Here is a 25,346-nt window from a genome sequence, read left to right as displayed (position 1 = left end):
CGAGGGTGGAGGCGGCTGCTCTCGACCGACGTTCTGCGTGCGGGGTCCGGCTAGCGGCGCGAGGGCCGGCGGCGGACGGTCAGCGCGAGGGCTCCCGCTTGCGAACACGTCGCCTGGTCGGCGTCGGAGCCCTCGGTCCCCTTTTCGACCGTCTCCGGGAACACGCGCCCACCGATCGCTGCCTCTCGATCAGGCGCTACGCTCCGGCATCCCGCTGCTCCTTCTCGGACGTCAGAGCGTCGATCCCGTTCTCGTGCCCGACACAGCTGGCGACCGTGTCCGGATCGATGCCCAGCGCGTAGCGGACCTCTTGTCCGGCGCTCTGCTGTTCAGTCGTGGCCTCAGGGAACGTCGAGTAGTAGGCGTCACTGAAATCGGCCGAGTTGGCCATCGTGTTGAGAGTGGACATCTCGGCGATGTAGGAGCCGCGGATCGTCGCGATCTGCTCGGAGACATCGCTCGGCCAGTGGTAGTACGAGTCGTCCAGGAGCGTGAGTGTCCGTCTTGTCAGATCGAGCCGAGCAGACGCAGCGGCGTGCACGCCGGAAGGGTCCGGGTCGCCACCGTTCAGAAGCTCGTCCTCGCCGGATGAGAAGGCGTCGCTCAGATTCTTGATCGCGATGTTGTTGGGGCAGACGAGATCGAGATAACGGGACGCCGCTTGTGCGGTGTCGAGCTCGACGAACGCAGGTGTCGCGGGCGCCGCAGGTGCAGGGGTCGTCGACTCGGCCGGAGCTGCTGCGGGCGCGGAAGCCGTGCAGGCAGTCAGGAGGAGCATTGCCGCACTGAGAGCTGCAGGGAAAAGGGCTTTACGCACGGCGGCTACTCCGGGGTCGCCGAGCAGAGCGCCGACGCGAAGGCCCCGGTGCTGGTCTGCTCGGCGATGACCTCGCCGTCGAGGGTAATTCGGCAGCTGATCTCGCCTTCGTCATCGATGCCGTTCGAGGCGGTCAGCGTGAAGCTCTGGAAGGTGAAGTCGCCTCCGGTCTGGACTTGCAGCTCCTTCGTGAAGGGGAGCGCCTGACCGGTGGCCTGCTCGGAGCCGGAGGTTCCTCCGTCGTAGGTCGACCAAGTGATGGAGGCCGCGGTAGCCGAGCCGGTGACCTCATAGACGAGCGTCCGCGGCGCGGCAGCGGCCTCGGAGCTCTCGGCCTGCGCGGTGGCGATCGCGTTCGAGACGCCGCTCGCGAATCCGGCCGTGTAGACGATGGCGAGAATGATCGAGAGGACAAGCGCGATCACGTTGAGGACGGTGCCGGCGATGGCCGTGCCGCGAGAGCGGCCCTTGAGGAAGAGGCCGATGATGCCGAGGACGAGTCCGATGAAGGCGAGGAAGCCCGAGGCGTAGTTGACGATCGGGATAAGGGCGCCGATGAGCGCGAGGATTCCGATGATGAGGGAGGCGAGGCCCAGCCCGTTGCCGGTCTTCTTCGGAGCGGAGGGGGCGGAGCCGGGGAATACGGCGGGGTTGAACTCGGTCATCTGCGGAGTATGTCAGAGGCTGACAGGCAGCTGAGAATCCAGAGAGCGGTATTGCTTAGAGATGCCGTCCCGCCTGTGTTGACCCCGCTATCTCTACATAGGTAGCGTCATCCGTGTGCAGCCACTCCCTCGCCTCACGCCCGCCACGGCGGACGTCCTCCGGACCCTCCTCGACGCCGACGGCCCGACCTGGGGCATGGTCGTGATCAAGGCCACCGGGCGACCGGCGGGCAGCGTCTACCCGATCATGGAGCGGCTCGAGGGAGCGGGCTGGGTGGTCTCGGAGTGGGAGGCCGCGAGCGAGCGGAGCGGCCCGCGTCGCCGGCTCTACGAGCTGACCGCGGAGGGCGCCCCGGCAGCCCGGGCCGCCGTCGAGCGGATGCGGTCGACGGCGCGGACGGCGCCGCGAGCGGCGGAGGCGACCGCATGAGCGCGCTTCTGCGGCTCCTGTCGCTGCTGCTGCCCCCGCTCGCCCGCGAGCGCTACCTCGAGGAGTGGCGGGCCGACCTGGCCGGAGCCGCCGAGCTGGGACTGCCCCGGCGCGGCGTCGTCCTCGGAGCGCTCGCCCTGCTGGTGAGCGTCGACCGCGACCTGCCCGCGCACACCGGCGAAGCGCGGGGCACGCTCCCGCGCCGCCTCGCCCGCCGCGGACTCGCGCTCTTCGCCGCGGCCGCGCTGATGCTCAGCGGCATCGCGCTGACCGGCGGGGGGATCGTCCCCGAGCCGGGTGCCGCCTCCGACACAGCCCTGGCCGCCGTCGGCGCCGTGCAGACCGCGGTGCTCGTCGCCGCCGTCGCGGTCGCGGTCCTCGGCGCGATCCACCTCCTCGGCGCCGCGGCGTCGGCCCGCACGGTGCTCGCGCGGATCTCCCTGGTCGCGGCCGTCGTCGGCCCGGTGCTCACCGCGGCCGGCCTCCTCCTCCCCGGACCCCTCGCCCTCGTCGGCCTGCCCGTCTCCCTCGCCGGACTCGTCTGCGGGGCGATCGTCCTCGGCGGCTCGCGGACCATCGCCCTCGCACCGCGGACGGCGACCCGCGCTCAGCGCCTCCCCGTCGCCCTCGCGGGCCTCGCGCTCGTGGCGGCTGTCACGGTGGTGGGCGCGGTGGATCTGCTGGTCTGGAATCCGCAGGCGAAGGTCCCCGGCGTGGCCCTGGCGGAGATCTACGCGACCATGTCCGAGCGCGACGGCTTCGAGTTCGGCTCCCACGCGATCTGGGTCACCGGGTGGGCCGCGTTCTGGACGGCCGCCGCGATCGTCGTGACGGTCGGCGCCCTCGTCGGCCGGAGGTCGCCGCTCACTCCGCGGCGGATCGCGGTGCTCATGCTCGCCCTGGTGGCCGGCGCCGTCGTCTTCCGCTTCTTCGCCGGGTTCGGCTTCGGGATGTCGGTCGCCGACACCTTCGTCACGTCCGGCGGCGACGGCTCCCTGGTCTCGGCGATCCTGCCGCCGCTCGGACAGCTCGCGCTCGCCGGCGCCGCGATCGCGGTGGGCTGGGCGCCCCGGGTCGCCCGGCCGACGGCGGCCTCCGCGGCCTGACAGTGCTCGTGCCGGAGGAGGGCTTCGCCCGGGCGGCTCGGGATGCGCGAGATCGGGGCGGCCTGCCGACTTACCTCCCTTCCTTATGAACAGGAACGGCCCGTTCCGGCGCGGCCGAGCGCCCTCCGACCTACTCCAACCGGCGCAGGAAGCGGGCCGGCTGGTCGAGGAAGCCGCGCCAGGTCCGCACCAGGTCGAGGTCGTCGTAGCGGCAGGGGCGCAGGCCCGTCTCGTCGAGCTCGTAGAGGTCGGCTCCGGGGAGGGCCGCGAGGATCGGCGAGTGCGTGGAGAGGACGACCTGCGAGCCGCCGGCGACCAGATCGCGCAGCTGCCCGATCAGGGCGAGGCAGCCCGACACCGAGAGGGCCGACTCCGGCTCGTCGAGGAGCCACAGCCCGCTGATCCGGGAGCGGTTCGCCACGATGTCGAGGAACGACTCGCCGTGGCTCCGCTCGTGGTACCCGCCGTCGATCCCCACCTCCTCCAGGTAGCTGAAGAAGCCGTGCATCGTCTCGGCGCGGAGGAAGAAGCCGCGCTTGGACGCCCCGGCCCCGCGGACCAGCTGGAGGTGCTCGGCCAGGTCCGACTCCGAGGCGCGGGAGGAGTGCATCGCACCCGTGGATCCGCCCTCCGCGTTCAGCCCGTAGGCGAGGGCGACCGCCTCGAGCAGCGTCGACTTGCCCGAGCCGTTCTCGCCGGTGATCACCGTCACCTGGCCGAGATCCCAGCCCTCGGCCAGCACCTGCCGCACGGGCGCGAGCGTCGCGGGCCACCGCGCGAGGTCGGCGGGGTGCTCGGGTCGGGCCTGCACGCGGCGCACCGGGAGGGTCGAGAACACCCGGTCAGTCAAGCAGGTCGACGCTCCAGCCGGCCTCGGCCAGCGCGCGGGCCGTGTCGGCGCGGGGCGAGTAGGGGAGGTCGTCGGCGCCGACCACGCGGTAGTCGGTGTCGCCGGGGCCGACCCAGAGGACGGAGTCGGACGGGCCGGCCCGGTGCAGGGCGGCGCGGACGGCGTCGGCCGGCTCCGCGATCTCGAGCACCTCGCAGCGCTCGACGCGGCGGGCGCCGTCGACCAGGGCGCGGCGGATCCGCGCGGGGTCCTCGAAGCGCGGGTGGTGGTCGGTGACGATCACCAGGTCGGCGCGCTCGGCGGCGGCCCGGCCCATCGGCGCGCGCTTGCTCGGGTCGCGGTCGCCGTCGGCGCCGAGGAGGACGAGCACGCGGCCGGGCGTCACCTCGCGGAGGGCGTCGACGGTGCGCGCGACCGAGTCGGGCGTGTGCGAGAAGTCGAGGAAGACCCGCGGCCCGTCGGCGCCGGACACAAGCAGCGTCCGCCCGGGCACGGTGACGTCGATCCCGGAGCCGACCGCTGCGGCCACCCGGTCGCGCGCGTGGCCCGCCTCGATCAGCATCACCAGCGCGAGCGCCGCGTTCGAGGCCATGTGGCGTCCGAGGAGCGGGACGGAGGTGGTCGTCGACCAGCCGTCGCGGGCGGTGAGCCGGAAGCGGGTGCGGTCGACCGCGGTCTCGAGCACGTCGATCCGCCAGTCGGCTCCGTCTCCGGCCGAGAGCGTGACGACCGGGACGGAGGCCTCGCGGGCGACCCGGCGCCCCGCCTCGGTGTCGACGACCACGACGCCGCGGCGGCTCCGCTCGGGCGTGAACAGGCGCTGCTTGGCGCGGAGGTACTCGTCCAGGTCGCCGAAGTCGTCGAGGTGGTCGTGGCTGAGGTTGGTGAACCCGGCGACGTCGAGCACGATCCCCTCCATCCGGGAGCGCACGAGCGCCTGAGCGCTGACCTCGATCGCCGCCGCCTCGACGCCGTCCTCCGCCATCCGGGCCAGGAGCGCGTGCAGCTCGGAGGCCTCGGGCGTCGTGAGGCGGCTGGCGACCACGTGGTCGGCGCTGCGGCGCTCGGCGGTGGAGCTCAGCCCCGAGACGACGCTCAGCTGCCGGAGCACCGCGTCGAGGAGGTGCACGGTGCTGGTCTTGCCGTTGGTGCCGGTCACGCCGAGGAGCACCGGTCCGCTCCTCGTGCCGTACACCTGCGCGGCGACCGGGCCGAGGGCGGTGCGGGGGTCGTCGCTGAGGAGGACGGGCAGTCCGGAGGCGCGCGCCTCGTCGAGCCCGCCCGCGTCGGTGAGCACGGCGACCGCTCCTGCCGCCGCCGCGTCGGCCGCGAACCGGGCCCCGTGGCTCCTCCTCCCGGGGAGCGCGGCGAAGAGGGCGCCGGGGCCCGCTTCGGTGTGCGCGACGGTCACCGCGGTGATGCGGACGTCGGAGCCGTCGCCGTGGAGGCGGAGCCGATCGCTCGCGAGGTCGGCGAGCGCGACACCGGCGGCGTGGAGCGGTTCGAGGAGCCGGAACACCGGCATGCGGGCCTCCTGCGGGGCGGGCGGGGCGGCGTCGCCGAGGGCCCGCGGGCGCCGCCGGGCGACCGGAGGGGGAGGGCCGGGAGGCCCATGCCTCAGCCTGCGCGCCGCTCCCCCCGATCGGGGAGGCCCTTGCCACCGCCCGCGCGGACCGCTACCCGCCTCCGCCTACTGCCGCGAGAACGCCTCCTGGTACAGCGCCGCGAGCTCGGGGGAGCTCTCGCCGCTGAGGCCGCAGGTCAGGATCGTGTCGCCGTCGGCCGCGACCAGGTAGTCGACCCCGGTCTCGAACACGATCGGGGCCCCGTCCACCGCCGTCTCCCTGCCCTGGGTGACCGTGACGCCGTCGCCGACCTCGCCCGCGTAGCGCTCGAGCACGTGCAGGGTGACGGTGCTCCCGTCGATCGAGCGGACCTCGGCCCGGAACGCGAGCTGAGCGGGGGCCAGCGCGGCGGCCGTCACCGGCGAGCACGCGGCCATCGGCCCGCCCGTGCTCGGCAGGATCAGCGTCGAGGTGCTGCCCCCGCCCACGCCGAGCGCGAAGGGCAGCAGGAGGGAGGCGGCGGCCCCGGCGCTCAGCGCGCCGACTCCCACGATCAGCCAGGGGGAGCGGCGGCGGGAGTGCACCGTCCGCGTGCCCTCGCCCGTCGCGGCGGCGATCTGCTCGGCGAGCTCGCCGCGGTCGAGCGCGGGGAGGCTCCGCGCGGGGTCGACCGTGCGGAGGAGGCGGCGGACGTCCTCGTCGTCGGTTCCGGTCATCGGAGTCCCCCTTCGGGCGCGTGCGGGTCGGCGGAGTCGTAGAGCTCGGCGAAGCGGCGCCGCGCGCGATGGAGGCGGATCGAGACGGCGTTCGCCGTGACTCCGAGGACCGCGGCGATCCCGCGGACGTCGAGCTCCTCCCACGCCCAGAGGCGCAGCAGCTCGGCGTCCTGCTCGCGCATCCGGGCGAGCACGAGGCGCACGGTCTCCTCCGCGCCCGACGCCTCGCCCTCGTCGATCTGCACCTGGGGCGGATCGACGACCGCGATCCGCTGGGCGAGCATGACCTGGCGGCGCTGCATCCGCCGGGCGTTCTGCAGCTGGAGCCGGGCGACGCCGATCGCCCACGGCACCGGGTCGTCCTCGGGCACGTCGGCGCTGCGGCGCCAGAGCACCGAGAGCGTCGCGGCGAGCACGTCGTCGGCGGTGGCGGAGTCGGTGCGCCGCCAGAGGTAGCGGCGGACGGGATCGGCGACCGCGGCGGCGACCGCGGCGAACCGGTCGGGACCCGCGAGGGGAGCTGGCATGTGCCTCATGCTCCCTCCTGTCCGGGATCGGCGCACATCTTTCACCGGCGCGCCGGGTGGGACTCCGCGCTCTCCCAGCAGCGCGGGAGCGCGGGTCGTCGCTCAACGCCGCGAGGCGCCGACGAACTCCAGCCAGCCGGCCACGAACGGCTCGATGTCGTCCACCTCGTCCAGCGCGAGAGCGTCCAGATCGACTCCGCGGCACTCCAGCGTGAGGACGTGCCCGCGCACCCACGCGGCCGCGCGCACGGCCCCGGCTCCCTCCCACACCTCGAAGGGCTCCGGAGCCCCGTCGACGGGGATCTCCGCGATCCGCGTAGGAGCGGGCAGCGCCTCCGGCTGCACGAACGAGACGGGCGCCTCCTCCCGGCAGCAGAGCAGCGCGACGTCGTGCCGCGGATCGCCGAGGGTCGTGCGGATCTCGACGGAGGGCCCCGGCCCGCCCGGGACCGCCTCGTCGGCGAGGAACGAGAGCCCCCGGGGGCCGCCCGTCAGCGTCCACTCCGCCAGCAGGCGCGGACCGCTCCAGCCCGAGACCGCCCAGAGCGGGAGGTCGCCGAACGACCCGCGGATCCGCGCGACCCGCTCGGCGAGGTGCGCGGAGAACTCCTCCTCGCCGAGACGCCGCGCTCCGTCCATGGCCCGATCGTAGGTCGGGTGCCGCGGCACGGCCAGACCCCTCGCTACTGTGAACGTCGACCCCCGCCTCCCTTCCCCGCCGAGGAGCCCCATGCCCATCTGGACCCTGCACGGAGACGGCCGCACCGTCGAGCCCGGCGCCGTCGTCGCCCCCGGCGAGCGGCTCGCCTGGCCGGCCACGATCGCCATCGGAATCCAGCACGTCGTCGCCATGTTCGGAGCGACGTTCCTCGTGCCCGTGCTCACCGGGTTCCCGGTCGCCACGACCCTGCTCTTCTCCGGAGTCGGGACGCTGCTGTTCCTCCTGATCACGCGCAACCGGCTCCCCAGCTACCTCGGCTCGAGCTTCGCGTTCATCGCGCCCGTCACCGCCGCGACCGCCGTCGGAGGGACGGGGTCGGCGCTCGCCGGAGTCGTCGCCGTGGGCCTCCTCCTGGCTGCCGTCGGCGTCCTCGTGCAGGTCGTCGGCCTGGGCTGGATCGACAGGCTGATGCCGCCGGTCGTCGCCGGCGCGATCGTGGCCCTGATCGGGTTCAACCTGGCTCCGACCGCGTACCTCAGCTTCAAGCAGGCGCCGATCACCGGGACGATCACGCTCGCCGCGATCATCCTGTCGAGCGTGTTCCTCCGCGGTTTCCTCGGCCGCGTCTCGATCTTCCTCGGCGTGGTCATCGGCTACGTCGTCGCCCTGCTCCGGAACGAGATCGACTACTCCGCGGTCGGTGCGGCCGACTGGTTCGGGCTGCCGCCGTTCACCTTCCCCGACTTCGCCTCCGGATCCACGTGGTCGGGCATCGCGATGTTCCTGCCTGTCGTGCTCGTCCTCATCGCCGAGAACGTCGGCCACGTCCGCGGCGTCGCGACGATGACCGACGCCTCCGCCAACGCCAGCACCGGCCGGGCCCTGATCGCGGACGGTGTGGCGACCACCCTCTCCGGCGCCTTCGGCGGCTCCGGCACCACGACCTACGGCGAGAACATCGGAGTGATGGCGGCCACCCGCGTGTACTCGACAGCCGCCTACTGGGTCGCCGGCGTCACTGCGATCCTGCTCAGCCTCTCGCCCAAGGTCGGCGCCGTCTTCAATTCGATCCCGGCCGGTGTCCTGGGCGGCGCGACCACTGCGCTCTACGGCCTGATCGGCGTGATCGGCATCAAGATCTGGATCGACAACCGCGTCGACTTCTCGCGCCCGGTCAACCAGTACACCGCCGCGGTCTCCCTCGTGATCGCGATCGCCGGCTTCTCGTTCTCCTCCGGCGGCTTCGAGCTCGGCGGCATCGTCCTCGGCGCCGGCGCCGCCCTCGTGATCTACCACCTGGGCAACGCCATCGCCCGCTGGCGCCGCACCGGCGCCGACGACGGCGGCCCCCTCCCCGCCATCGGCCAGCTCGGCGGCGACCCGCAGGACCGCTGACCGCGGCCAGCTCCGTCCTGCTGCTCCGAGACGCCGCCGTGCCGTCCGGACGCCGCCCTCCCGCGGCCGTCCCAGCGCGCACGGCGGCGTCCCGGCGCCCGACGGAGCCGTCTCGGCACGCCCGCCGGAGCAGCGCCCTCGCTTACCACGTTCGGGTCAGTCCGCAACCCGGTGCGCTCCCAGGCGGCTCCCGCCTAACGTCGAGCGTGACGACCGCAGCAGCGGAACGCCGCACACCGAGTGAGACAGCAAGGAGCACCACCGTGCCGCAGATCATCGAGACCGTCGACGTCAACGTCCCCGTGTCCGTCGCCTACAACCAGTGGACCCAGTTCGAGGAGTTCCCGCGCTTCCTCGACGAGGTCGAGTCGATCCAGCAGGTCACCGACACCCTCACCGTCTGGAAGGTGAAGGTCGGCCCCGTCGAGCGCGAGTTCGAGGCGAACATCACCGAGCAGCACCCCGACGAGCGCGTCGCGTGGAACAGCACCGGCGGCGAGACCGACCACGCGGGCGTCGTCACCTTCCACAAGCTCTCCGACACCGAGACCCGCGTCACCGTGCAGCTCGACTGGGAGCCGAAGGGCTTCCTCGAGACGCTCGGCTCGCTCGTCGGCGCCGGCAGCCACGCCGTGAAGAAGGACCTGAACAACTTCAAGGAGTACATCGAGAAGCAGGGCACCCCCGACGGTGCCTGGCGCGGCGACGTCGAGGCCTGAGCCGTGACCGACGCAGCCACCTCGTCCGAAGGCGAGAAGAAGGCGAACGGTCTCGGCGACGACGAGACCATCCCGCACTCCGAGGACGGGCTGGCGGTGGGGGTCTCCGGAGACTCGCACTTCAACCCCGAGGAGGACGCTCCCGAGGAGCCCTCCGAGAGCTGACGCTCTCCTCCGGGGAGCCCGACCGCTCTCCTCCGCGAGATGCCACTTGTGCACATGACACGCCACGAGGCGTGCGCACAGGTGGCATCTCGCGGTTGAAGGCTCAGCGCCAGGCCCGGGTGTACTGCGGCGGCACCGGCAGGTCCGCGCCGAGCTCGTGCGCCATCCGCACCGGAGCGTTCGGGTCGCGCAGCAGCTCGCGGGCGAGCAGCACGACGTCGGCGTCGCCGTTCGCGACCACGCCCTCCGCCTGCTCCGCCGTGGTGATGAGTCCCACGGCGCCGACCAGCGTACCGGTCGCCTTCCGCAGGTCGCGCGCGAACGGCACCTGGTAGAGCGGCGCCACCGGGATGCTGGCGTGCACGAGTCCGCCGGTCGACACGTCGAAGAGGTCCACGCCCTCGGCGCGCGCCCACTCCGAGACGGTGATCGTCTCCTCCAGTGTCCAGCCGCCCTCGGCCCAGTCGGTCGCGGAGAAGCGGACGAGCAGCACGAGCTCCCCGATCTCGGCGCGGACCGCGCGGACGACCTCGAGCAGCAGGCGCGCCCGGTTCTCGAGCGAGCCGCCGTAGGAGTCCTCGCGGGTGTTCGAGAGCGGCGACAGGAACTGATGGAGCAGGTACCCGTGCGCGGCGTGCAGCTCGATCACGTCGAAGCCGGCGTCCGCGGCGCGGCGGGCGGAGGCGCGGAACGCCTCGACGAGGCCGGGCAGCTCCTCCGCGGCCAGCTCGCGCGGCTCCGCGTAGCCCTCGAACGCGACGGCCGAGGGAGCGACGGTCGGCCAGCCGCCGTCCTCCAGCGGCACGGATCCGCGTCCGCTCCACTCGCGGTAGGTCGACGCCTTCCGGCCCGCGTGGGCGAGCTGCACGCCCGCGAGCGCGCCCTGTCCGTGCACGAAATCGACGATCGGAGCCCAGGCGTCGCGCTGCTCGTCGTTCCACAGCCCCGTGTCCCAGGGGCTGATCCGCCCCTCGGGGACGACGGCGGTGGCCTCTGCGATGACGACGCCCGATCCGCCGCGCGCGAGCCCGCCGAGGTGCACGAGGTGCCACGAGGTGGGCACGCCGTCCTGCGCCTCCACCGAGTACTGGCACATCGGTGCCGCCCAGAGGCGGTTGCGCGCGGTCCTCGAGCGGAGCGTCAGCGGCTGGAACAAGGCGGTGTCGGTCATGTCTCTCCTGTCGTGCTTCTCCGCGGAACGCCGCTTCGGTAGGCGATACGCCGGTGAGGGCGCACGCCGGCGGCATCTCGCGGAGGGGGTCACGTGCTTCAACCGGGAGGAGAGCCCGGCTATGCCCGGATCAGCGCGGCCAGGTCGCCCCGGGCGCGTCCTGCCAGACGGTGCTCGGCGGAGCGAGCGACTCCAGCTCCTCGAACAGCGCGTCGGGGATCTCGAGCGCGTCGTCGGCCACGAAGGAGTCGTAGTGCTCGGCGGAGGTGGCGCCGACGACCGTCGTCGTCACGCGGGGGTCGCGCGTCGAGAACTGCAGCGCGGCGGCGGCGAGCGGCACGCCCGCCCGCTCGCAGGCCGCTCCCATCGCCGCGACGGCGTCGACGATCTCGCGCGGCGCCGGCCGGTAGGCGTAGGAGGCGACCGGCTCCGGCCAGCGCGCGAGGGCGCCTCCGCCGTAGACCGCCGCGTTGACGACGATCACGCCGCGGTCGACGGACGCGCCGATCAGCTCCTCGGAGGAGCGGTCGACGAGCGTGAAGCGGTTGTGGGTGATCACGGCGTCGAACAGGCCGGTGTCGACGTAGTGGCGCAGCATCGGCGCGGGTCCGCCCGAGATCCCGATCGAGAGGGCGACGCCCGCCTCCTTCATCGCGACGAGCGCGCGGACCGGGCCGTCCTCGGCGAAGGCCTCGTCGTACGAGATGCGCTCCGGGTCGTGCAGGTAGAGCAGGGGGAGGACGTCCATCCCGAGGCGCTCGCGGCTCTCGTCGAGGCTGCGGCGCATCCGCTCGGCCGAGTAGCTGCCGGTGCTCGGGTCGCGGTCGAGCTTGGTGACCACGGTGATCCCCTCGGGGACGCCGCCGCGGGCCTGCAGGGCCTCGCCGATCAGGCGCTCGCTGTGGCCGCCGGCGTACTCGTTGGACGTGTCGACGACGGAGACGGCGCGGGTGGCGGCGTCGGAGTCGAGGACGCGCTCGAGGGCCGGCACCCGGTCGAGGTCGGCGACGCGCTCGGGGCGCCAGGAGGTGCCGAGGGTCAGCCGGGTGACGGTGGCGCCGGACGGGCCGAAGGGCCGGAGGCGGGAGGACTGCGGAGTCATCCGCTCAGCCTGGCAGCGCCGGGGTCCTCCCCGCATCCCGCGGAGGATGAACGGTCAGTGGACGAGAGTGCTCAGCCCGACCACGCCGAAGCCCAGGAGCGTCGTCGCGAGCGTTCCGGCGGAGAGGTGGGCGATCCGGAAGACGGTGTCGGAGCGGCGCGGCCGCCTCCGAGGTCGACGCGGTGTCGTGCTCGACGGGATCCCTCCGCGGGCCCTTCCTCGGGGCGCGATGACCGGCGGCGGACCGGCCCGAGGCCGCCCTCACGGCGGGACGCGGGCCGGTGGTGCGGCCTAGGCTCGGCGCGTGACCGTCGATACCGCCGCCGCCGACTCCTCCGCCCGCTCCGCCGTGCTCGACGCTCTCGCCACTCCGGCGCTGGTGCTCGACGAGGCGGTGCTCGACCGCGACATCGCCGCCGTCGCCGCGGCGGCCCGCGAGCGGGGTCTGGCGCTCCGCCCCCACGCGAAGACGCACAAGTCGCTCGAGATCGCCCGGCGCCAGCTCGCCGCAGGGGCCGTCGGGCTCACCGTTGCGACCGTCTCGGAGGCCGAGGTCTTCGCCGCGGGAGGGATCCGCGACCTCTTCATCGCCTACCCGCTCTGGCTCGACGCCGAGCGCGCCGGGCGGCTCCGCCACGTCCTCGTGAGCGCCCGCGTGCGGGTCGGCGTCGACTCGGCGGAGTCGGCCGAGCGCCTGGCCGCGGCCCTGCCCGAGCGCGAGGGGCTCGAGGTCGTCGTCGAGATCGATTCCGGCCACCACCGCAGCGGCGTGCTCCCCGCCGAGGCCGGCGCGATCGCCGCGGCCGCCGTCTCGGCCGGGCTCGACGTCGCCGGCGTCTTCACCTTCCCCGGCCACAGCTACGCGGCCGGCAACGGAGCGGCGGCCGCCCGCGACGAGGCGCGCGCGCTCGCCGAGTCGGTCGCGTCGCTCGCGGCGTCCGGAGTCGAGGCCCGCGTGGTCAGCGGAGGCTCGACCCCCTCGGCAGCGTTCGCCGACTCCTCGGTGCTCACGGAGCTGCGCCCCGGGGTCTCGGCCCTCGGCGACGCCCAGCAGTGGGAGATCGGCACGATGACGCCCGAGGACATCGCCGTCACCGTCCTCGCCACGATCGTGTCCCGCCGCGGCGACCACCTGATCGCCGACGCGGGCAGCAAGGTGCTCTCCTCCGATCGTGGCGCGGCCTCGAGCGGCTTCGGCCGCCTCCCGGAGCACCCGGAGGCGCGCATCCCGGTGCTCTCGGAGCACCATGCGACGATCACCGGTGTCGACCTGCCCGTGGGGACGCGGGTGCGGATCGCGCCGAACCACGTCTGCGTCGCGGTGAACCTGGCCGACGAGTACCGCGTCCTCCTCCGCGACGGCGGCGGCGCCGTCTGGCCCGTCGACGCCCGCGGGCGGAACAGCTAGGCGATCCGCGAGCGCGGGATCCGCAGGCCGAGCAGCGCGCTCGCCGCCAGCAGCACGAAGGCGGAGGCGAAGGCCGCGGTCGGCGATGCGGCGTCGGCGAGAGCGCCTGCGAGCAGCGGCCCGATCACGCCGCCCAGGTCGGACGCGGCCTGGAACACCGAGACCGGCTTGCCGCCGCGCTCGCCCGCCGCGTCGCCGACCAGCGCGCCCGGGGCCGTGCCCATGAAGGCGGCCGCCGCTCCGTAGACGCAGAGCAGCACGACGAGCAGCCACAGCTCCGAGACGAACGGCATCGCCAGCATCGCCACCGCCGCGGCGGAGAATCCGCCGATCAGCGCCGGGCGCCGGCCGACCGTGTCGACGAAGCGGCCGGCGGGCGCTAGCGCGATCGTCTGCACCACCGCGGCGATCGCGAAGGCGATGCCGGTCCAGGCGGGCTGCCCGCCGAGCCCCTCGACGACGAGCACGGGGACGAGCGTTGCGCGGACTCCCATCGCCGACCAGCCGAGGGCGAAGTTCGCCAGCACCGCGCTCTGGTACCGGCGGTCGCGGGCCACCTCGCGCAGCGGCTTCGTCCTCGCCGCGGCGGACGGTGCCGCGTCGCGCTCCGGCCGCTGCAGCAGGATCAGCCCGACGAGCCCCGCGATCGCGAGCGTGCCGGCGTAGAAGAAGAAGGGGGCCGTGAGTGAGATCGCCGTGAGCACGCCGCCCACCGCGGGGCCCGCCATGCCGCCGAGCAGGAAGCCGCCCTGGTAGAAGCCGATCGAGCGGCCGCGCCGCTCCGGGCTCGCGGTGCGCAGGAGGAGCGTCATCGCCGCGACGGAGAACATCGCGGAGCCGATGCCGCCGGCCCCGCGCAGCAGGAGGAGGTGCGGGTAGTCGGAGGCGAAGCCGACCAGCGCCGAGGAGAGCGCGACGATGCCGATGCCGACGGCGAGCACGACCCGCTCGCCGAACCGGTCGACCAGCGGCCCCACGAACGGATTCGCGACCAGCCGCATCAGCGCGAACGCCGAGACGACCGCGCCGACCGCCGTGTAGTCGACGCCGAAGCTGCGCACGTAGGTCGGCAGCACCGGCACGACGACGCCGAACCCCAGCATCACGAAGAAGGCGACGACCCCCAGCACGAGCACGTCCCGCGGCAGTCGCTCGCTGTCTCGGGAACGCCACGGGAATCGCACCTGTCGACGCTACCCCCTCTCGAGGGCCCGGCCCGCGCCTCGATGTGTCGAGTTCGCGCCGACCGTCCGACGCCCTCTCCGCGATGGATACGGTCCCAGGACCCGGCGGATCTGCCGGCGAATGAGGAGACGTCATGAAGAGTTCTCTGTGGTTCGGGTCCGGTCTCGCCGTCGTCACGCTGGCGCTGACGTCGGTTCTCGGGGCGCAGGTGGCCTCGGCCGCTCCGATTCAGCCGAACAAGAACTGCGAGGACGAGTTTCAAGGGGGGTGCGTGAAGTGGTACACCGGCGTCTCGACCTGCGATCACATCGTCGAGACCAGTGCCCCGGAATACCGCAAGACGGCCTGCGTGCTCTGATGACGGGGACGATGCACATCGAGCGATGAACGATGGTGGACCGCACGACCGCCTCATCGGCGGTACTCGTATCCGTGCTGCTCCTCGTGGGCTGCACCGAGCCGGGAGGCGATCAGCAGGCCGCTCCCTGCGTCCCGCTCGAGCGCGCGTGGAACGACTACGCGCCGGAACTCGATCCCGTTCTGCGTCCACCGTTTCGCGAAGCCCTCGAGGGCTTCGACAAAAGCTACTCGAACTCGATCGCATCCGACGCTGCTCGTCTCGCCACGAGCAATCTGCTCTCCACGATCTCCGGGGATCGACGAGCGAGCGAGTACTTCTGGAACGCCATGGACCTGATCGGCCGTGAGTGCGCCGAGGCGGGAGCCCCGCTGTCGTTCGACCACCACGGTGAGCAGCTGACGACGGGGAGCAGCGCCGACCACGGGCGCCCGCCCTGGGTCGTCGATCCGCCGCCTCAGTCGGAGAGCGGCACGATCGAGCCGACGATCCCGGAGTAGCTCACGTAGTAGAGGACGCCGTCGCGGTGGAGGACGCCGCGGCCGGGGTAGCTCTCGTCCGGTCCGTCGGGCCCGTCGAGGAAGCCCGGAGCCGCGGTGTCGTCGGCGGTGAACCCGTCGGCGAGGAGCACGGCGCTCCGGTCAGGCCACTCCGCGTCCGGGACCGCCAGCTGCCCGACCACGACCGACACGTCGCCCTGGCCGGTCCACCGGCAGAGCACCCCGTCCTCGGCGATCTCCTGCACGACGGGGTAGTCGACGTCGTACGCCGTCGCCTCGGGCGCGAGGGCGAGACCGTCCTCGGCGAGCGACGCCTCCTCCTCAGCGGTGAGCAGGTCCTCGCAGGGGAGCAGGGCGGTGGCCGGGGTCGCGGTGGGCAGCGGAGTCGCGCTGCCGGCGCTCGCGGTCGGCACGGCACTGCTCGTCGTCGGTGCGCTCGAGACCAGCGGTGGAGCGGTCGTCGGGGCGGTCCCCTCGTCGGCGCTTCCCGTGCAGCCGCTCAGCGCGAGCAGCCCCGCCGCGCAAGCGAGCAGCGCACCAGCGCCCCTCGCGGTCGTCGTCCGGATCATCGCGAGCCCCCTCGTCCGCGGCGGCCGCGTCGCCGCCCCCTCGATCCTCTCCTCCGCTCTCGCCGGCTGTCCACCGCCCCCGGCCGGCGCCGAGGCGACTACCGCTTCGGCCCCGCGCCGATCGCCCAGACCCGCGGCGGCACGGTGCCGTTGACCGCGTGGTCGCCGACGATCCGCGCCTTGAACACCCACGGATTGTGGCTCGCGGCCGTGCGCGCGTTGCGCCAGTGCCGGTCGAGGTTCTTGCGGGTGCTCACCCCGGAGGCGCCCAGCGCGTCGAAGAGGTCGGAGGTCGCCCGGGTGGCCAGTTGCGTCAGGACGATCTGGGCCTGCGCCGTCTCGAGCTCGGCGAGGTCGTTCTGCCGCTCGTCCTCGAGCGGGTCGCCGTCGAGGGCCGCGTCGTGCGCCCGCTGCAGCGCGACCGCCGCGCGCTCCACGATCGCCGCTCCCGCATAGGCGGCGGCCGAGACCTGTCCCACCACCTGCAGGATCTGCGGATCCGCCGCGAACGACTCGGCGTTCCCGTGCGAGAAGATCCGGGTCCGCGCCCGCACCTCGGCTGCGATCTCGCGCTCGGCCCCCGCGATCGAGCCCGCCAGCACGGCCAGCAGCACCGCCTGGTAGAACGCGGTCTGGTAGCGGAACCGGGTCTCGAAGTCGATCACGTCCTCGGCCGCGACCACCGCCTCCGTGAAGGTGCTCGTCCCCGAGCCTGTGGTGCGCTGGCCGAAGCCGTCCCAGTCGTCGGCGTGCTCGACGCCCGCCTGGCGAGCGTCGACGATCGCGATCACCTTCTGCCCGGTGTCGGTGCGCTGGGCGAAGGTGTCGATCCAGTCGGCGAAGACGCTGCCGGTGGAGTAGTACTTCGTGCCGGTCACCGTGAACCGCGTCGGGTCGCCCTCGACCGGAGCGACCTTCGTCTGCACGTCGCCGATCGCGACCGTGCCGACCTCGGTCCAGGCGTTGCCGCCGAGCTCGCCGTCGGCGAAGCGCCGGAGCCAGCGCTCGCGGGTCCCGTCGGTCGCGAGCAGCCGGTCCTCGACCAGGGCGAAGTGGCCGCGGAGCGCCTGGGGCAGGTTGGAGTCGGCGGCGGCCAGCTCCGTCAGCAGGCGGAACAGCTGGGGGAGGCTCGCGCCGGCCCCGCCGGACTCCAGCGGCACGCGCACCGCGCCGAACCCGGCGTCCGCCAGCGCTCGGATCTGCGCGACCGGCAGCTCGCGTGCGCTCTCCCGCGCCGCCGCTCCCGCCGCGATCTCGGCGAACAGCGGCCGGAACCGCCCCGCCAGCTCCTCGTAGTCCACCTCGGGCACGGCCCGCACGTCGGTCACGGTCATCGTCGGCTCCTGTTCCGCTGCGCCCACCCCGGGCGGCTCGTGCTCGACGGTAGGGGAGGAGCCCGGTCCGCGGTCCGCCCGTGACGCCCGGTGTCCCTCCGTGACGCCCGGTGTCCCTCCGTGACCTCCGGTGTCCCTCCGTGACGCCCGGATCGGGGAATGCCTCGCCCCCGGGGCTGTTGGCCCAGGGGATGTCCTCCACCACTCCCGTCCCCCCGTCCGACCCCCGCAGCGCCCTCGTCGTCGGTGCGACCGGCATCGGCGGCTCCGCCCTCGTCGACCTGCTCACCGAGCAGGGCTGGCCGGTGACCGCCCTCTCGCGCCGCCCGATCGACGCGCGCCCCGGCGTCACTCCGCTCGCCGCCGACCTGCGCTCCGCCGAGGACCTGGCCCGCGTGCTCGCCGACCAGCGCCCCACGCACGTCTTCTTCACCGCCTGGTCGCGCCAGGCGACGGAGGAGGAGAACATCGCGGTCAACGGCGGCATGGTCCGCGACCTCCTCGCCGCGCTCGCGCACGCTCCCGTCGAGCACGTCGCGCTGGTGACCGGCCTCAAGCACTACCTGGGCCCGTTCGAGGCGTACGGGCAGGGCGCGATGCCCGACACCCCGTTCCACGAGGAGGAGGAGCGCCTCGACGCCCCGAACTTCTACTACGCGCAGGAGGACGAGCTCTTCGCCGCGGCCGGGCGCGCCGGGTTCACCTGGTCGGTGCACCGCTCGCACACGGTCATCGGGCACGCCGTCGGCAACGCGATGAACATGGGGCTGACCCTCGCGGTCGCGGCGTCGATCCACCGTGCCGAGGGCACCCCGTTCGTGTTCCCCGGCTCGCTCACGCAGTGGAACGGACTCACCGACATGACCGACGCAACGATCCTCGCCGAGCAGATGCTCTGGGCGTCGACGTCGGAGGCGGGCCGCGACCAGGCCTTCAACGTGGTCAACGGCGACGTCTTCCGCTGGCGCTGGATGTGGACCCGGATCGCGGAGCACTTCGGCGTCGAGCCGGTCGGCCCGGGGGAGGAGCCGCAGCCGCTCGAGCAGCAGATGGCCGATGCCGAGCCCGTCTGGCGGCGCCTCGTCGACGAGCACGGGCTGATCGAGCCCGACCTCTCCCGCGTCGCCTCCTGGTGGCACACCGACGCCGACCTCGGCCGGAACCTCGAGGTCGTCACCGACATCGGCAAGTCCCGCCTCGCCGGCTTCACGGCGTTCCACCGGACGGTCGACTCGTTCACGGCGCTCTTCGACCGCTACCGCGCGGAGCGCCTGATCCCCTAGCGGTTCGCTGCGGCGCCCCTCGCGATGAGCACGTCCGGCGAGAGCTGGTGGCGCACGAAGCGGAGCGTGAAGCTGCGGCGGTCTCCTCCGGAGACCCGCTCGGCGAGGACGCGGATGCCGAGGACGGCGACGACGCGCCACTGCTCGGTCTCGTGGGCGACGACGGCGCAGAAGAGGTCGCCCGGGCGCACCTCGTCGACGGTGGTGGTGAGGCTGTTCGTTCCGTGGGTCATCTGGCCGCTCCTGGTTCCGGCGGACCTCGCGGACGGCGCTTCGGGTGCGCCGCGCAGCCGTCCGCCGGTCGCTCGAGAGGGGGGCCCGAGCGGCCGGCGGCCGGTCATGCGTGCGACAGCAGGGACGAGCCCGCCGGAACGGCCCCGTGCCGCAGGAGCAGTGTAGGACTGCGACCCTGACCGTGGCGCGGAATGTCAACCACTTGCGAGCGCGCTCCCGGGTTTCTCAGGCCCGGAGACGACGGAACCCGCCTCCCGGGCGGGAAGGCGGGTCGTGTCGGTGTGCGGCGGCGGCGCCTGATCGGGAGCGGCTCCGGCGCGGAGGGTCAGGCGGCGGGCTCGGCGCGGCGCAGCGGGACGGCGGCGTTGCTCGTCGGCTCGGGCACGATGCGGAGGCCGGCGCCGCTGTTGGCGCGCTCCATGAGGGCCTCGACCCACTCCGGGTTGATCGTGGGCTGGCGGCTGCCCTTGAACTCGAACTGGATCGGGATGGTCGGGTGCATCCACACGCCGCGGCGGCCGGTGCCGGCCTGGGGACTCGCGTCGAGGGTGAGCAGGAAGCGCTCGTCGCGGCGGAACTTGTTGATGATGACGATCTGGAGGTGGGCGAGGGCGCGGTCCTCTACCTCGATGGCGGCGGGGGGAGTGCCGTACAGGATGTTGCCCATGGTGTGCTCCGATCTGACGTGCGAATAGCTGACGTCCGTCACTCTATATCGCTAGAAAGACTTCCTACTAGTTGAGCTAGCTACTTACGTCGCGGAGTGCGTTTTCTGTCCATCGCCGCCGGTCGCCTCGATTCTCCGACGGACCCGGGCGCGGCAGAAGTCCCTCGGAGTGAACTCTCGGGGACGCGCGGCCACGGCCGCGGGGACGCGCGTCAGGCGCGGCGCTGCTCCAGCACGCCGTCGGCGTACTCGCCGATCGGCTCGCCCGCGAGCTCCTGGGCGGCGTCGACCGTCTCGGAGTCGGCCGGGCGCTCGACGATGTCGCGCATCGTCTGCAGGAAGCGGATGACGGTCCCGGCCTCGGAGGGGTTGAGCGTCTCGGCCGCCTCGAGCATGCGGCGGTGCATCTCGTCGAGCGTCTCGCGCACCTCGCGGTGGGAGGTGGGGGTGGCGACGATGCGGATGGCCCGGCGGTCGCTCGGGTGCGGCTCCCGGACCACGTGCCCGCTCTTGACCAGCCGGTCGATCAGCACGGTCGTGGAGGCGGAGGAGATGCCGAGGTAGGAGGCCAGGTCCTTCGGGCTGACGTGCACGCCCTTCTGCTGGCGGCGCATGAGGAACTGCACGGCCAGCAGGTCGTTCTCGCCCATGCCCATGGATCCGCGGGTCCGGCGGCGCATCGCGGCCTCCGCCGTGCGGAAGGCGCGCATCGCGGCGAGGACCTCCACCGCTCCGGGCTCGGTCGCCTCACCCGAGAACCAGAAGGCCCCGGGTCGCTTCAGCGTGACCTCATCCATGACGAACAGTCTAGACAGTCTCGTAGCAAGAACATCTAGACAAGCCAACCTCCCCCGAGGTGCTTGCATGAAGGGGCGGCGACCACTACGAAGGGAATACTAGTTAGACGAGCTAGTGACTCATTCGCGAAGGGAGCTGCCCGTGCTGGACGAACTCGACCGCCTGCAGCCGCTCCCCGCCGACGTCGTGGATCCGCTCGTCGGCTCCACCCTGGCCGGTCGCTACCTCGTGCTCGAGCGGGTGGGGGAGGGCGGCAGCGCTGTCGTCTACCGCGCCCGCGACCTCCGCCTCGCCCGCCAGGTCGCGGTCAAGGTCCACCGCGACGTCCCGGACACCCCCAACGAGCGGGCGCGTCGCGAGCGCGAGATCCGCTTCCTGATCGACTCGCGTCACGCCTCCGTGGTGGACGTCCTCGACCAGGGCGAGATCCCCGGCGAGGAGGGCGACCTCGCGTTCCTCGTCCTCGAGTACTTCGACCGCAGCGACCCGGCGGCCGCCTGGTTCGGCTCCGGCGATCCGCGGCTCATCGCGGAGGTCGGGGCTCAAGTGGCCGATGCTCTCGCGCACCTGCACGCGCAGGGCGTCCTCCACCGCGACGTGAAGCCCGAGAACGTCCTCGTCCGCTCGCGCGCCACCGCATCCGGCTTCTCCGCGCACGAGGCCAAGCTCAGCGACTTCGGGATCGCCCGCTCGGTCGACGACGCCCGGCTCACCCGCTCCGACGTGCTGGTGGGCACCGCCGCGTACCTCAGCCCCGAGAGCCTCGGCTCCGGCCCGGTCGGACCGGCGTCCGACGTCTACTCGCTCGGGCTGGTCCTCCTCGAGGCCGTCTCGGGCCGCAGGGCATACACCGGCACGACGCTCGAGATCTCGATCCAGCGCCTCCACCACGCGCCCGTCGTCCCGAAGACGGTCCCGGCGGAGTGGCGCGAGCTGCTGACCGCGATGACCGCTCTCGATCCGGCCGACCGCCCCTCCGCCGAGGAGGTGGCACGCCGGCTCTGGGCGCGCCTGGCCGGCGGCCCCGCCGCAGCCCCCTCCCGCAGCGGAGTCACGGGCACGGTCGCCCTCGTCGCCGCGGGCCTGGTCGGCGCGGTGACGGCCCTCTCGCTCACCGGTTGGCTGGGCTGAGCGCCCCGAGCGGTCCTCGTCCGCTCAGCTTCCTCGCGAGTGTGCTCCCGTAGGCTCCGGGCGACCCTCGACCGACCCCGAGCCGCGTCGCCGCGGACCGAACGGAGCCGATCCCATGAGCCCGCGCCGCCTCTTCCGCCTGCTGTCGATCGTCGAGGCGGTGACCTGGACTCTCCTGATCGTGGGGATGCTGCTGAAGTACGCGGCCGGAGCCGGCGACTGGCCGGTGAGCGTCGCCGGGCCGATCCACGGGTTCGCGTTCCTCGCCTACGGAGCCGCGTCCCTGGTGCTCGCGGTGAACCAGCGGTGGTCGGCGGGCGCGACGGCGCTCGCGGTCGTCAGCGCGGTCGTGCCCTATGCGACGGTCCCGCTGGAGCGCGGCTTCGAGCGCCGCGGCCTGCTGGAGGGCCCGTGGCGGACGCACGCCACGGACGACCCGCGCGACCGGCGCGTGACGAGCCGGCTCCTCCGCTGGGCGCTCGCGCGGCCCGTGCTCGCCGGGGCGCTGGTCCTGGCTCTGGTCGCCGTGGTCTTCGCGGCGCTGCTGGTGGTCGGCCCGCCCGGGGGCGGCGAGGCCTGATCCCGCGCGCGGCGTACCTCAGACGGGGCGCGTCTCCGCGTCGATGAGGATCTCGGCGGCGCGACGCGCGTGCAGGGCGGCCTCCGGGGTTCCGGCGATGGCCGCGGTGGTCTGGGCGCCCTCGGCGAGGATCGCGAGCTGCGCGGCGAGCTCGGCGCCGCCACCCGCCTCCTCAGCGAGGGTCGCGAGGAAGCGCTGGAACGTCTCCTTGTGGTCGCGCGCCATCTCGGCGACCATCGGGTTCGACGAGCCGAGCTCCCCGAAGGCGTTGATGAAGCCGCAGCCGCGGAACGAGTCCTCGGAGAACCAGTCGAAGAGGAAGTCGTAGATCGCGAGCAGCTTGCCGCGGGGTCCGTCCGCCGCGGCGACCCGGGTGGTCACGCCGAGGGTCCACTGCTCGTGCCGGCCGTGCAGGACGGCGACCACCACCGACTCCTTGCTCGGGAACTCCGAGTAGAGGCGCTTCAGCGAGACGCCCGCGGCCGTGCGGAGCTCGTCCATCCCCACGGACTGGATGCCGCGCTCGTAGTAGAGCCGGTCGGCGGCCGCGAGGATCGCCTCGCGGGGAGGGCGCTCGTCGAGGATCGGGGACATCCTTCCATGGTAGGCGCTACCAGAACGGGCGTTCTCGGTCGGCTGCCGCGCTCTCCGCAGGGGGTCCGGGGGTCGGACGCTGCTGCTAGCGTCGCGCTCGGGTGCGCAGGCGCCCGGGGACGGGAGGCGGACGCATGGTCGTCGCGATGCAGGCCGAGGGATTCGACGGGCCGGAGGCGCTGCGCGCCGTCGAGGTCGATCCGGGGGAGCCGACGCCCGGCAGGGTGCGGATCGCGGTGCGCGCCGCGGGCGTGAACCCGGCCGATGCGAAGCTCCTGCGCGGGATGTTCGGGCGCGGTCGGGTGCCGGTCCGGCCGGGCAGCGAGGTCTCCGGAGTCGTGACCGCGGTCGGCGAGGGGGCCGAGGGGCCGCTCGGACCGATCCGCGTGGGCGACGAGGTCGTGGCGTTCCGGGTCTCCGGCGGCTACTCCGCCGAGCTGGTCGCGCCCGCGAGCGCGGTCCTGCCCAAGCCCGCCGGGCTCGGCTGGGCGGCGGCCGCGGGCCTGCTGCTGGCCGGAACGACCGCCGAGCACCTCGTCGAGGCCACCCGCGTCTCCTCCGGGGACACCGTCCTGGTGCACGGGGCGAGCGGAGCCGTCGGCTCGCTCGCGGTGCAGCTCGCGGTCGTCCGCGGAGCACGGGTGCTGGGCACTACGAGCGAGCGCGGCGAGGAGGTCGTCCGCCGCTTCGGCGCGGAGCCGGTCCGCTACGGCGCCGGGCTGGAGGAGCGCGTGCGCGTCCTGGCCCCCGGCGGCGTCGACGTCGCGCTGGACACGGCGGGCACCGACGAGGCGCTGGACGCCTCGGTGGCTCTGGTCGCCGACCGCTCGCGCATCGCCACTGTGGCCGGCTTCGAGCACGCCGCCCGCCTCGGCGGGATCCTGATGCTCGGCGGCGGACCGGGAGCCGATCCCGGAACCGCGCTCCGCGACGCCGCCCGGCCGGGCCTGCTCGACCGCGCCGGTCGCGGGGAGCTCGAGGTCGTGCTCGGGCCCTCCTTCCCGCTGACCGAGGCGGCCGCCGCGCTCGCCCTCGTCGAGTCGGGCCGCGCGCGCGGCAAGACGGTCCTGCTCCCCTGAACGAGACGTCCTCCCTCGACCTGCCGGCCCTCGGGCCCTTCGACTCCGCCGGCGCCGCGAGCCTCCTCCGCAACCACGCCCTCCCCGGAGTGGAGCGGGTCTCGGCCGACGGCCGGCGCCTGGAGCGCCTGCTCACCCTCGACGGGGCGCCGCGGCCGATCGTGCTCGAGGTGACGGAGACCGGGCTGCGGGTGGAGGCGGAGCCGGACGTGCTGACGCCGGCGGCCGCGGTCGTCCGTGCCTGGTTCGACCTCGACTCCGACGTCGTGGCGATCGGCGCCGAGCTCTCGCGGGACCCGCTGCTCGCCCGCTCCGTCGCGGCCCGACCGGGGCTGCGCGCGACGCAGTACCCGGAGGCGTTCGAGGCGGCGGTGATGGCGGTCCTCGGCCAGCAGGTGTCCGTCGCCGCGGCCCGGACCTTCGGCGGACGCACCGCCGCGGCCTTCGGCGCCCCGGGGGAGCGCGGTCTGCTGGCGTTCCCGGCACCCGCCGCCCTGCTCGCGCCGGAGTTCGAGGCTCTGCGCTCGGCGATCGGGATCACCAACGCCCGGGCGCGGACGGTCCGGGCCGTCGCCGAGGCCTTCGCCGCCGGACCCGTGCTCGACCGCGCGGGCGACCTGCCGGAGCAGCGGCGCGCGCTCCTCGCGATCCCGGGCATCGGGCCGTGGACGGCCGACTACCTCGCGCTCCGGTTCCTCGGCGATCCGGACGCCTTCCCCGCCGGCGACCTGGTGCTGCGGAAGGCGCTCGGCCGGGTGAGCACGGCGGAGGCGGAGGCGGCGTCGCAGGCGTGGCGGCCGCACCGGGCGCACGCGGCGTTCCACCTGTGGGCGAGCACCGGGGCGGTCTGAGCGGACGGACGACCCGAGTCGAGAGGCCGCGCCCGGACCGGCGGCCGGACCGGTCGCCGACGGATCAGGTCAGGTACTCGACGTCGTCGTACAGGATCGGCGCGTCCTCGGCGTCCGGATCCTCGACCGGGACGTCCTCGTGCTCGAGGATGACCGCGACGCCCGGGGAGACCAGCACGCAGACCTCGCGCTCGCCGGCGACAGTGAAGCTCACCATGTCGCCGCGGTTGCGCACGGCCTCGACCAGGCGCTTCTCGAGCTCCTCGGTGTCGAGGGAGACGGCGAGGAGGAAGCGGCGGCCGTCGATGCTGAGCGTGGTGCGCCGCATCGTCGCCTCGGGCTCGGGAGGCGTGCCGCGTCCGCCGCGGCCCGGCGTGACCGCCTTGACCCGCAGCGACGAGGCGTGCATCCGGATGACGGCGTTCACGAGCCCGCCTCCGGGCGCGACTCGTGGTGGCGGCGGCCGCCGGAGCGGCGGTCCTCCTTCATCTCGGACTCGAAGAGGTGGCGGCGTCCGCCGGCGAGCTCGTCGCGCGCGGCGCGCTCCTGCTCCCGGAACGCGGCGTAGTAGGTGTCGTCGTAGTCCTCGACGATCTGGAAGGTCCAGCGCCCCTCGATGACGTTGCGGCCGACGAGCTCGGCCTCGATCCGCTCGGCGGTCGCGGCGTGGCCGGCCTCGCGCAGCGCGTCGACGGCCTCGCCCAGAGCGAGGTCGGCCGCGCCGGTGAGCCGGTGGAAGCCGTAGAGCAGACCGCGGGCGTGCTCGACCGTCTCGAGCGCCTCCGAGAGCTTCCCGAGCGCCGCCACGGTGGCGTCGTCGAGACCCTCCGGGCGCAGGTGCGCGGAGTCGGGGTGGTCGTGTGAGCTGCTCATCCAGGTGAGCTTA

The 25,346-nt window shown here is 73.7% G+C and carries 31 protein-coding genes; 13 read left to right on the top strand and 18 right to left on the bottom strand.

The window, feature by feature from the left end; genetic code table 11:
- Positions 1-196 precede the first annotated feature (196 nt).
- Complete coding sequence (locus C5B95_RS02960; protein WP_104257117.1) at positions 197-778, bottom strand: hypothetical protein; 582 nt, start codon at positions 776-778, stop codon at positions 197-199.
- Between the two features lie 44 nt (positions 779-822).
- Complete coding sequence (locus tag C5B95_RS02955) at positions 823-1,482, bottom strand: MmpS family transport accessory protein (protein WP_104348425.1); 660 nt, start codon at positions 1,480-1,482, stop codon at positions 823-825.
- 115 nt (positions 1,483-1,597) lie between these two features.
- On the opposite strand from C5B95_RS02955, the gene C5B95_RS02950 reads away from it, so the two are divergent.
- Complete coding sequence (locus tag C5B95_RS02950; protein ID WP_219813804.1) at positions 1,598-1,912, top strand: PadR family transcriptional regulator; 315 nt, start codon at positions 1,598-1,600, stop codon at positions 1,910-1,912.
- A complete protein-coding gene (locus C5B95_RS17335; RefSeq protein ID WP_181067979.1) occupies positions 1,909-3,018 on the top strand; it encodes a hypothetical protein in 1,110 nt (369 codons plus the stop codon). Before C5B95_RS02950 ends, C5B95_RS17335 begins: the two co-directional genes overlap by 4 nt.
- Before the next feature lie 130 nt (positions 3,019-3,148).
- Here the strand turns inward: C5B95_RS17335 and C5B95_RS02940 are convergent, their stop codons facing one another.
- The 5 genes from C5B95_RS02940 to C5B95_RS02920 all read right to left on the bottom strand — a co-directional run bounded on the left by C5B95_RS02940 (position 3,149) and on the right by C5B95_RS02920 (position 7,315).
- A complete protein-coding gene (locus tag C5B95_RS02940) occupies positions 3,149-3,856 on the bottom strand; it encodes an AAA family ATPase (protein WP_104268547.1) in 708 nt (235 codons plus the stop codon).
- Positions 3,857-3,860: 4 nt separating this feature from the next.
- Positions 3,861-5,393, bottom strand: coding sequence for a Mur ligase family protein (locus C5B95_RS02935; RefSeq protein ID WP_104348424.1), 1,533 nt, complete (start codon positions 5,391-5,393; stop codon positions 3,861-3,863).
- A gap of 165 nt (positions 5,394-5,558) precedes the next feature.
- The gene (locus tag C5B95_RS02930; protein ID WP_104348423.1) at positions 5,559-6,149 is read right to left on the bottom strand and encodes a hypothetical protein; all 591 of its coding nucleotides are present in this window, start codon (positions 6,147-6,149) and stop codon (positions 5,559-5,561) included.
- Entirely contained in the window at positions 6,146-6,676 is a 531-nt protein-coding gene (locus C5B95_RS02925) for an RNA polymerase sigma factor (RefSeq protein WP_181067978.1), read from the bottom strand. The genes C5B95_RS02930 and C5B95_RS02925 overlap by 4 nt, the downstream gene beginning before the upstream one ends.
- Before the next feature lie 102 nt (positions 6,677-6,778).
- Entirely contained in the window at positions 6,779-7,315 is a 537-nt protein-coding gene (locus C5B95_RS02920; RefSeq protein WP_104225957.1) for a hypothetical protein, read from the bottom strand.
- A gap of 91 nt (positions 7,316-7,406) precedes the next feature.
- On the opposite strand from C5B95_RS02920, the gene C5B95_RS02915 reads away from it, so the two are divergent.
- From C5B95_RS02915 to C5B95_RS17330, 3 genes are all read left to right on the top strand, one after another.
- On the top strand, positions 7,407-8,732 hold the full coding sequence (locus C5B95_RS02915; protein ID WP_104225956.1) for a uracil-xanthine permease family protein: 1,326 nt from the start codon (positions 7,407-7,409) through the stop codon (positions 8,730-8,732).
- A 263-nt stretch (positions 8,733-8,995) separates the two neighbouring features.
- The gene (locus C5B95_RS02910) at positions 8,996-9,451 is read left to right on the top strand and encodes an SRPBCC family protein (protein WP_104224157.1); all 456 of its coding nucleotides are present in this window, start codon (positions 8,996-8,998) and stop codon (positions 9,449-9,451) included.
- A 3-nt stretch (positions 9,452-9,454) separates the two neighbouring features.
- Positions 9,455-9,616, top strand: coding sequence for a hypothetical protein (locus C5B95_RS17330; protein WP_167299017.1), 162 nt, complete (start codon positions 9,455-9,457; stop codon positions 9,614-9,616).
- Between the two features lie 103 nt (positions 9,617-9,719).
- On the opposite strand, the gene C5B95_RS02905 is transcribed toward C5B95_RS17330, so the two are convergent.
- Together C5B95_RS02905 and C5B95_RS02900 are read right to left on the bottom strand one after the other, a co-directional pair.
- Positions 9,720-10,787, bottom strand: a complete 1,068-nt coding sequence (locus tag C5B95_RS02905) for an NADH:flavin oxidoreductase/NADH oxidase (protein WP_104348422.1) — start codon at positions 10,785-10,787, stop codon at positions 9,720-9,722.
- A 130-nt stretch (positions 10,788-10,917) separates the two neighbouring features.
- On the bottom strand, positions 10,918-11,889 hold the full coding sequence (locus C5B95_RS02900) for an aldo/keto reductase (RefSeq protein WP_181067977.1): 972 nt from the start codon (positions 11,887-11,889) through the stop codon (positions 10,918-10,920).
- A gap of 304 nt (positions 11,890-12,193) precedes the next feature.
- Here C5B95_RS02900 and C5B95_RS02895 point away from each other — a divergent pair, with 304 nt between their 5' ends.
- Positions 12,194-13,297, top strand: a complete 1,104-nt coding sequence (locus C5B95_RS02895; RefSeq protein ID WP_258059754.1) for an alanine racemase — start codon at positions 12,194-12,196, stop codon at positions 13,295-13,297.
- Here the strand turns inward: C5B95_RS02895 and C5B95_RS02890 are convergent.
- Positions 13,294-14,481, bottom strand: coding sequence for an MFS transporter (locus C5B95_RS02890; RefSeq protein ID WP_258059753.1), 1,188 nt, complete (start codon positions 14,479-14,481; stop codon positions 13,294-13,296). The two genes, C5B95_RS02895 and C5B95_RS02890, sit on opposite strands and share 4 nt — an antisense overlap.
- Positions 14,482-14,615: 134 nt before the next feature.
- On the opposite strand from C5B95_RS02890, the gene C5B95_RS02885 reads away from it, so the two are divergent.
- Positions 14,616-14,840, top strand: coding sequence for a hypothetical protein (locus tag C5B95_RS02885; protein WP_104348420.1), 225 nt, complete (start codon positions 14,616-14,618; stop codon positions 14,838-14,840).
- Between the two features lie 32 nt (positions 14,841-14,872).
- Positions 14,873-15,340, top strand: a complete 468-nt coding sequence (locus C5B95_RS02880; protein ID WP_104348419.1) for a hypothetical protein — start codon at positions 14,873-14,875, stop codon at positions 15,338-15,340.
- On the opposite strand, the gene C5B95_RS02875 is transcribed toward C5B95_RS02880, so the two are convergent.
- The gene (locus C5B95_RS02875) at positions 15,298-15,909 is read right to left on the bottom strand and encodes a hypothetical protein (RefSeq protein ID WP_104348418.1); all 612 of its coding nucleotides are present in this window, start codon (positions 15,907-15,909) and stop codon (positions 15,298-15,300) included. The genes C5B95_RS02880 and C5B95_RS02875 overlap by 43 nt on opposite strands.
- 98 nt (positions 15,910-16,007) lie before the next feature.
- Positions 16,008-17,243: an acyl-CoA dehydrogenase family protein gene (locus C5B95_RS02870; protein ID WP_104266703.1), complete on the bottom strand. Its 1,236-nt coding sequence runs from the start codon at positions 17,241-17,243 to the stop codon at positions 16,008-16,010.
- Between the two features lie 191 nt (positions 17,244-17,434).
- On the opposite strand from C5B95_RS02870, the gene C5B95_RS02865 reads away from it, so the two are divergent.
- Positions 17,435-18,526, top strand: coding sequence for an SDR family oxidoreductase (locus C5B95_RS02865; protein ID WP_104224165.1), 1,092 nt, complete (start codon positions 17,435-17,437; stop codon positions 18,524-18,526).
- Here the strand turns inward: C5B95_RS02865 and C5B95_RS02860 are convergent.
- From C5B95_RS02860 to C5B95_RS02850, 3 genes are all read right to left on the bottom strand, one after another.
- Positions 18,523-18,759 carry a hypothetical protein gene (locus C5B95_RS02860; RefSeq protein ID WP_104225949.1) on the bottom strand — a complete coding sequence of 79 codons (237 nt, stop codon included), beginning with the start codon at positions 18,757-18,759 and terminating at the stop codon, positions 18,523-18,525. The two genes, C5B95_RS02865 and C5B95_RS02860, sit on opposite strands and share 4 nt — an antisense overlap.
- Before the next feature lie 326 nt (positions 18,760-19,085).
- Positions 19,086-19,427, bottom strand: a complete 342-nt coding sequence (locus C5B95_RS02855; protein WP_104224199.1) for an ATP-dependent DNA ligase — start codon at positions 19,425-19,427, stop codon at positions 19,086-19,088.
- Between the two features lie 212 nt (positions 19,428-19,639).
- A complete protein-coding gene (locus C5B95_RS02850) occupies positions 19,640-20,224 on the bottom strand; it encodes a MarR family winged helix-turn-helix transcriptional regulator (protein WP_104224167.1) in 585 nt (194 codons plus the stop codon).
- Positions 20,225-20,366: 142 nt separating this feature from the next.
- On the opposite strand from C5B95_RS02850, the gene C5B95_RS02845 reads away from it, so the two are divergent.
- Positions 20,367-21,356: a serine/threonine-protein kinase gene (locus C5B95_RS02845; RefSeq protein WP_181067976.1), complete on the top strand. Its 990-nt coding sequence runs from the start codon at positions 20,367-20,369 to the stop codon at positions 21,354-21,356.
- Positions 21,357-21,471: 115 nt separating this feature from the next.
- Positions 21,472-21,936 carry a DUF3817 domain-containing protein gene (locus C5B95_RS02840; RefSeq protein WP_104348416.1) on the top strand — a complete coding sequence of 155 codons (465 nt, stop codon included), beginning with the start codon at positions 21,472-21,474 and terminating at the stop codon, positions 21,934-21,936.
- Positions 21,937-21,954: 18 nt separating this feature from the next.
- On the opposite strand, the gene C5B95_RS02835 is transcribed toward C5B95_RS02840, so the two are convergent.
- Entirely contained in the window at positions 21,955-22,530 is a 576-nt protein-coding gene (locus C5B95_RS02835; RefSeq protein WP_104224170.1) for a TetR/AcrR family transcriptional regulator, read from the bottom strand.
- A 134-nt stretch (positions 22,531-22,664) separates the two neighbouring features.
- Here C5B95_RS02835 and C5B95_RS02830 point away from each other — a divergent pair, with 134 nt between their 5' ends.
- Together C5B95_RS02830 and C5B95_RS02825 are read left to right on the top strand one after the other, a co-directional pair.
- Complete coding sequence (locus tag C5B95_RS02830) at positions 22,665-23,609, top strand: NADP-dependent oxidoreductase (RefSeq protein WP_258059752.1); 945 nt, start codon at positions 22,665-22,667, stop codon at positions 23,607-23,609.
- On the top strand, positions 23,606-24,460 hold the full coding sequence (locus C5B95_RS02825) for an AlkA N-terminal domain-containing protein (RefSeq protein ID WP_308471209.1): 855 nt from the start codon (positions 23,606-23,608) through the stop codon (positions 24,458-24,460). The genes C5B95_RS02830 and C5B95_RS02825 overlap by 4 nt, the downstream gene beginning before the upstream one ends.
- 64 nt (positions 24,461-24,524) lie before the next feature.
- Here C5B95_RS02825 and C5B95_RS02820 read toward each other — a convergent pair whose 3' ends face one another.
- Both C5B95_RS02820 and C5B95_RS02815 read right to left on the bottom strand, forming a co-directional pair.
- Positions 24,525-24,887, bottom strand: coding sequence for a hypothetical protein (locus tag C5B95_RS02820; protein ID WP_104224172.1), 363 nt, complete (start codon positions 24,885-24,887; stop codon positions 24,525-24,527).
- The gene (locus C5B95_RS02815; protein ID WP_104224173.1) at positions 24,884-25,333 is read right to left on the bottom strand and encodes a hypothetical protein; all 450 of its coding nucleotides are present in this window, start codon (positions 25,331-25,333) and stop codon (positions 24,884-24,886) included. Before C5B95_RS02815 ends, C5B95_RS02820 begins: the two co-directional genes overlap by 4 nt.
- Positions 25,334-25,346 lie beyond the last annotated feature (13 nt).

The organism is Rathayibacter sp. AY1A7 (genome assembly GCF_002930845.1).
Taxonomy (GTDB): domain Bacteria; phylum Actinomycetota; class Actinomycetes; order Actinomycetales; family Microbacteriaceae; genus Rathayibacter.
The sequence above is the reverse complement of the archived record's forward strand: the minus strand, read 5'-3'. Positions and strand labels throughout refer to the sequence as shown.

What these genes read in the sequence shown, in the direction of transcription:
- C5B95_RS02960 (WP_104257117.1), bottom strand. Translation starts at nt 778, where the DNA reads ATGCTCCTCCTGACTGCCTGCACGGCTTCCGCGCCCGCAGCAGCTCCG.
- C5B95_RS02955 (WP_104348425.1), bottom strand. Translation starts at nt 1,482, where the DNA reads ATGACCGAGTTCAACCCCGCCGTATTCCCCGGCTCCGCCCCCTCCGCT.
- C5B95_RS17335 (WP_181067979.1), top strand. Translation starts at nt 1,909, where the DNA reads ATGAGCGCGCTTCTGCGGCTCCTGTCGCTGCTGCTGCCCCCGCTCGCC.
- C5B95_RS02935 (WP_104348424.1), bottom strand. Translation starts at nt 5,393, where the DNA reads ATGCCGGTGTTCCGGCTCCTCGAACCGCTCCACGCCGCCGGTGTCGCG.
- C5B95_RS02930 (WP_104348423.1), bottom strand. Translation starts at nt 6,149, where the DNA reads ATGACCGGAACCGACGACGAGGACGTCCGCCGCCTCCTCCGCACGGTC.
- C5B95_RS02925 (WP_181067978.1), bottom strand. Translation starts at nt 6,676, where the DNA reads ATGCCAGCTCCCCTCGCGGGTCCCGACCGGTTCGCCGCGGTCGCCGCC.
- C5B95_RS02920 (WP_104225957.1), bottom strand. Translation starts at nt 7,315, where the DNA reads ATGGACGGAGCGCGGCGTCTCGGCGAGGAGGAGTTCTCCGCGCACCTC.
- C5B95_RS02915 (WP_104225956.1), top strand. Translation starts at nt 7,407, where the DNA reads ATGCCCATCTGGACCCTGCACGGAGACGGCCGCACCGTCGAGCCCGGC.
- C5B95_RS02905 (WP_104348422.1), bottom strand. Translation starts at nt 10,787, where the DNA reads ATGACCGACACCGCCTTGTTCCAGCCGCTGACGCTCCGCTCGAGGACC.
- C5B95_RS02900 (WP_181067977.1), bottom strand. Translation starts at nt 11,889, where the DNA reads ATGACTCCGCAGTCCTCCCGCCTCCGGCCCTTCGGCCCGTCCGGCGCC.
- C5B95_RS02885 (WP_104348420.1), top strand. Translation starts at nt 14,616, where the DNA reads ATGAAGAGTTCTCTGTGGTTCGGGTCCGGTCTCGCCGTCGTCACGCTG.
- C5B95_RS02880 (WP_104348419.1), top strand. Translation starts at nt 14,873, where the DNA reads ATGGTGGACCGCACGACCGCCTCATCGGCGGTACTCGTATCCGTGCTG.
- C5B95_RS02875 (WP_104348418.1), bottom strand. Translation starts at nt 15,909, where the DNA reads ATGATCCGGACGACGACCGCGAGGGGCGCTGGTGCGCTGCTCGCTTGC.
- C5B95_RS02870 (WP_104266703.1), bottom strand. Translation starts at nt 17,243, where the DNA reads ATGACCGTGACCGACGTGCGGGCCGTGCCCGAGGTGGACTACGAGGAG.
- C5B95_RS02865 (WP_104224165.1), top strand. Translation starts at nt 17,435, where the DNA reads ATGTCCTCCACCACTCCCGTCCCCCCGTCCGACCCCCGCAGCGCCCTC.
- C5B95_RS02860 (WP_104225949.1), bottom strand. Translation starts at nt 18,759, where the DNA reads ATGACCCACGGAACGAACAGCCTCACCACCACCGTCGACGAGGTGCGC.
- C5B95_RS02855 (WP_104224199.1), bottom strand. Translation starts at nt 19,427, where the DNA reads ATGGGCAACATCCTGTACGGCACTCCCCCCGCCGCCATCGAGGTAGAG.
- C5B95_RS02850 (WP_104224167.1), bottom strand. Translation starts at nt 20,224, where the DNA reads ATGGATGAGGTCACGCTGAAGCGACCCGGGGCCTTCTGGTTCTCGGGT.
- C5B95_RS02840 (WP_104348416.1), top strand. Translation starts at nt 21,472, where the DNA reads ATGAGCCCGCGCCGCCTCTTCCGCCTGCTGTCGATCGTCGAGGCGGTG.
- C5B95_RS02835 (WP_104224170.1), bottom strand. Translation starts at nt 22,530, where the DNA reads ATGTCCCCGATCCTCGACGAGCGCCCTCCCCGCGAGGCGATCCTCGCG.
- C5B95_RS02830 (WP_258059752.1), top strand. Translation starts at nt 22,665, where the DNA reads ATGGTCGTCGCGATGCAGGCCGAGGGATTCGACGGGCCGGAGGCGCTG.
- C5B95_RS02815 (WP_104224173.1), bottom strand. Translation starts at nt 25,333, where the DNA reads ATGAGCAGCTCACACGACCACCCCGACTCCGCGCACCTGCGCCCGGAG.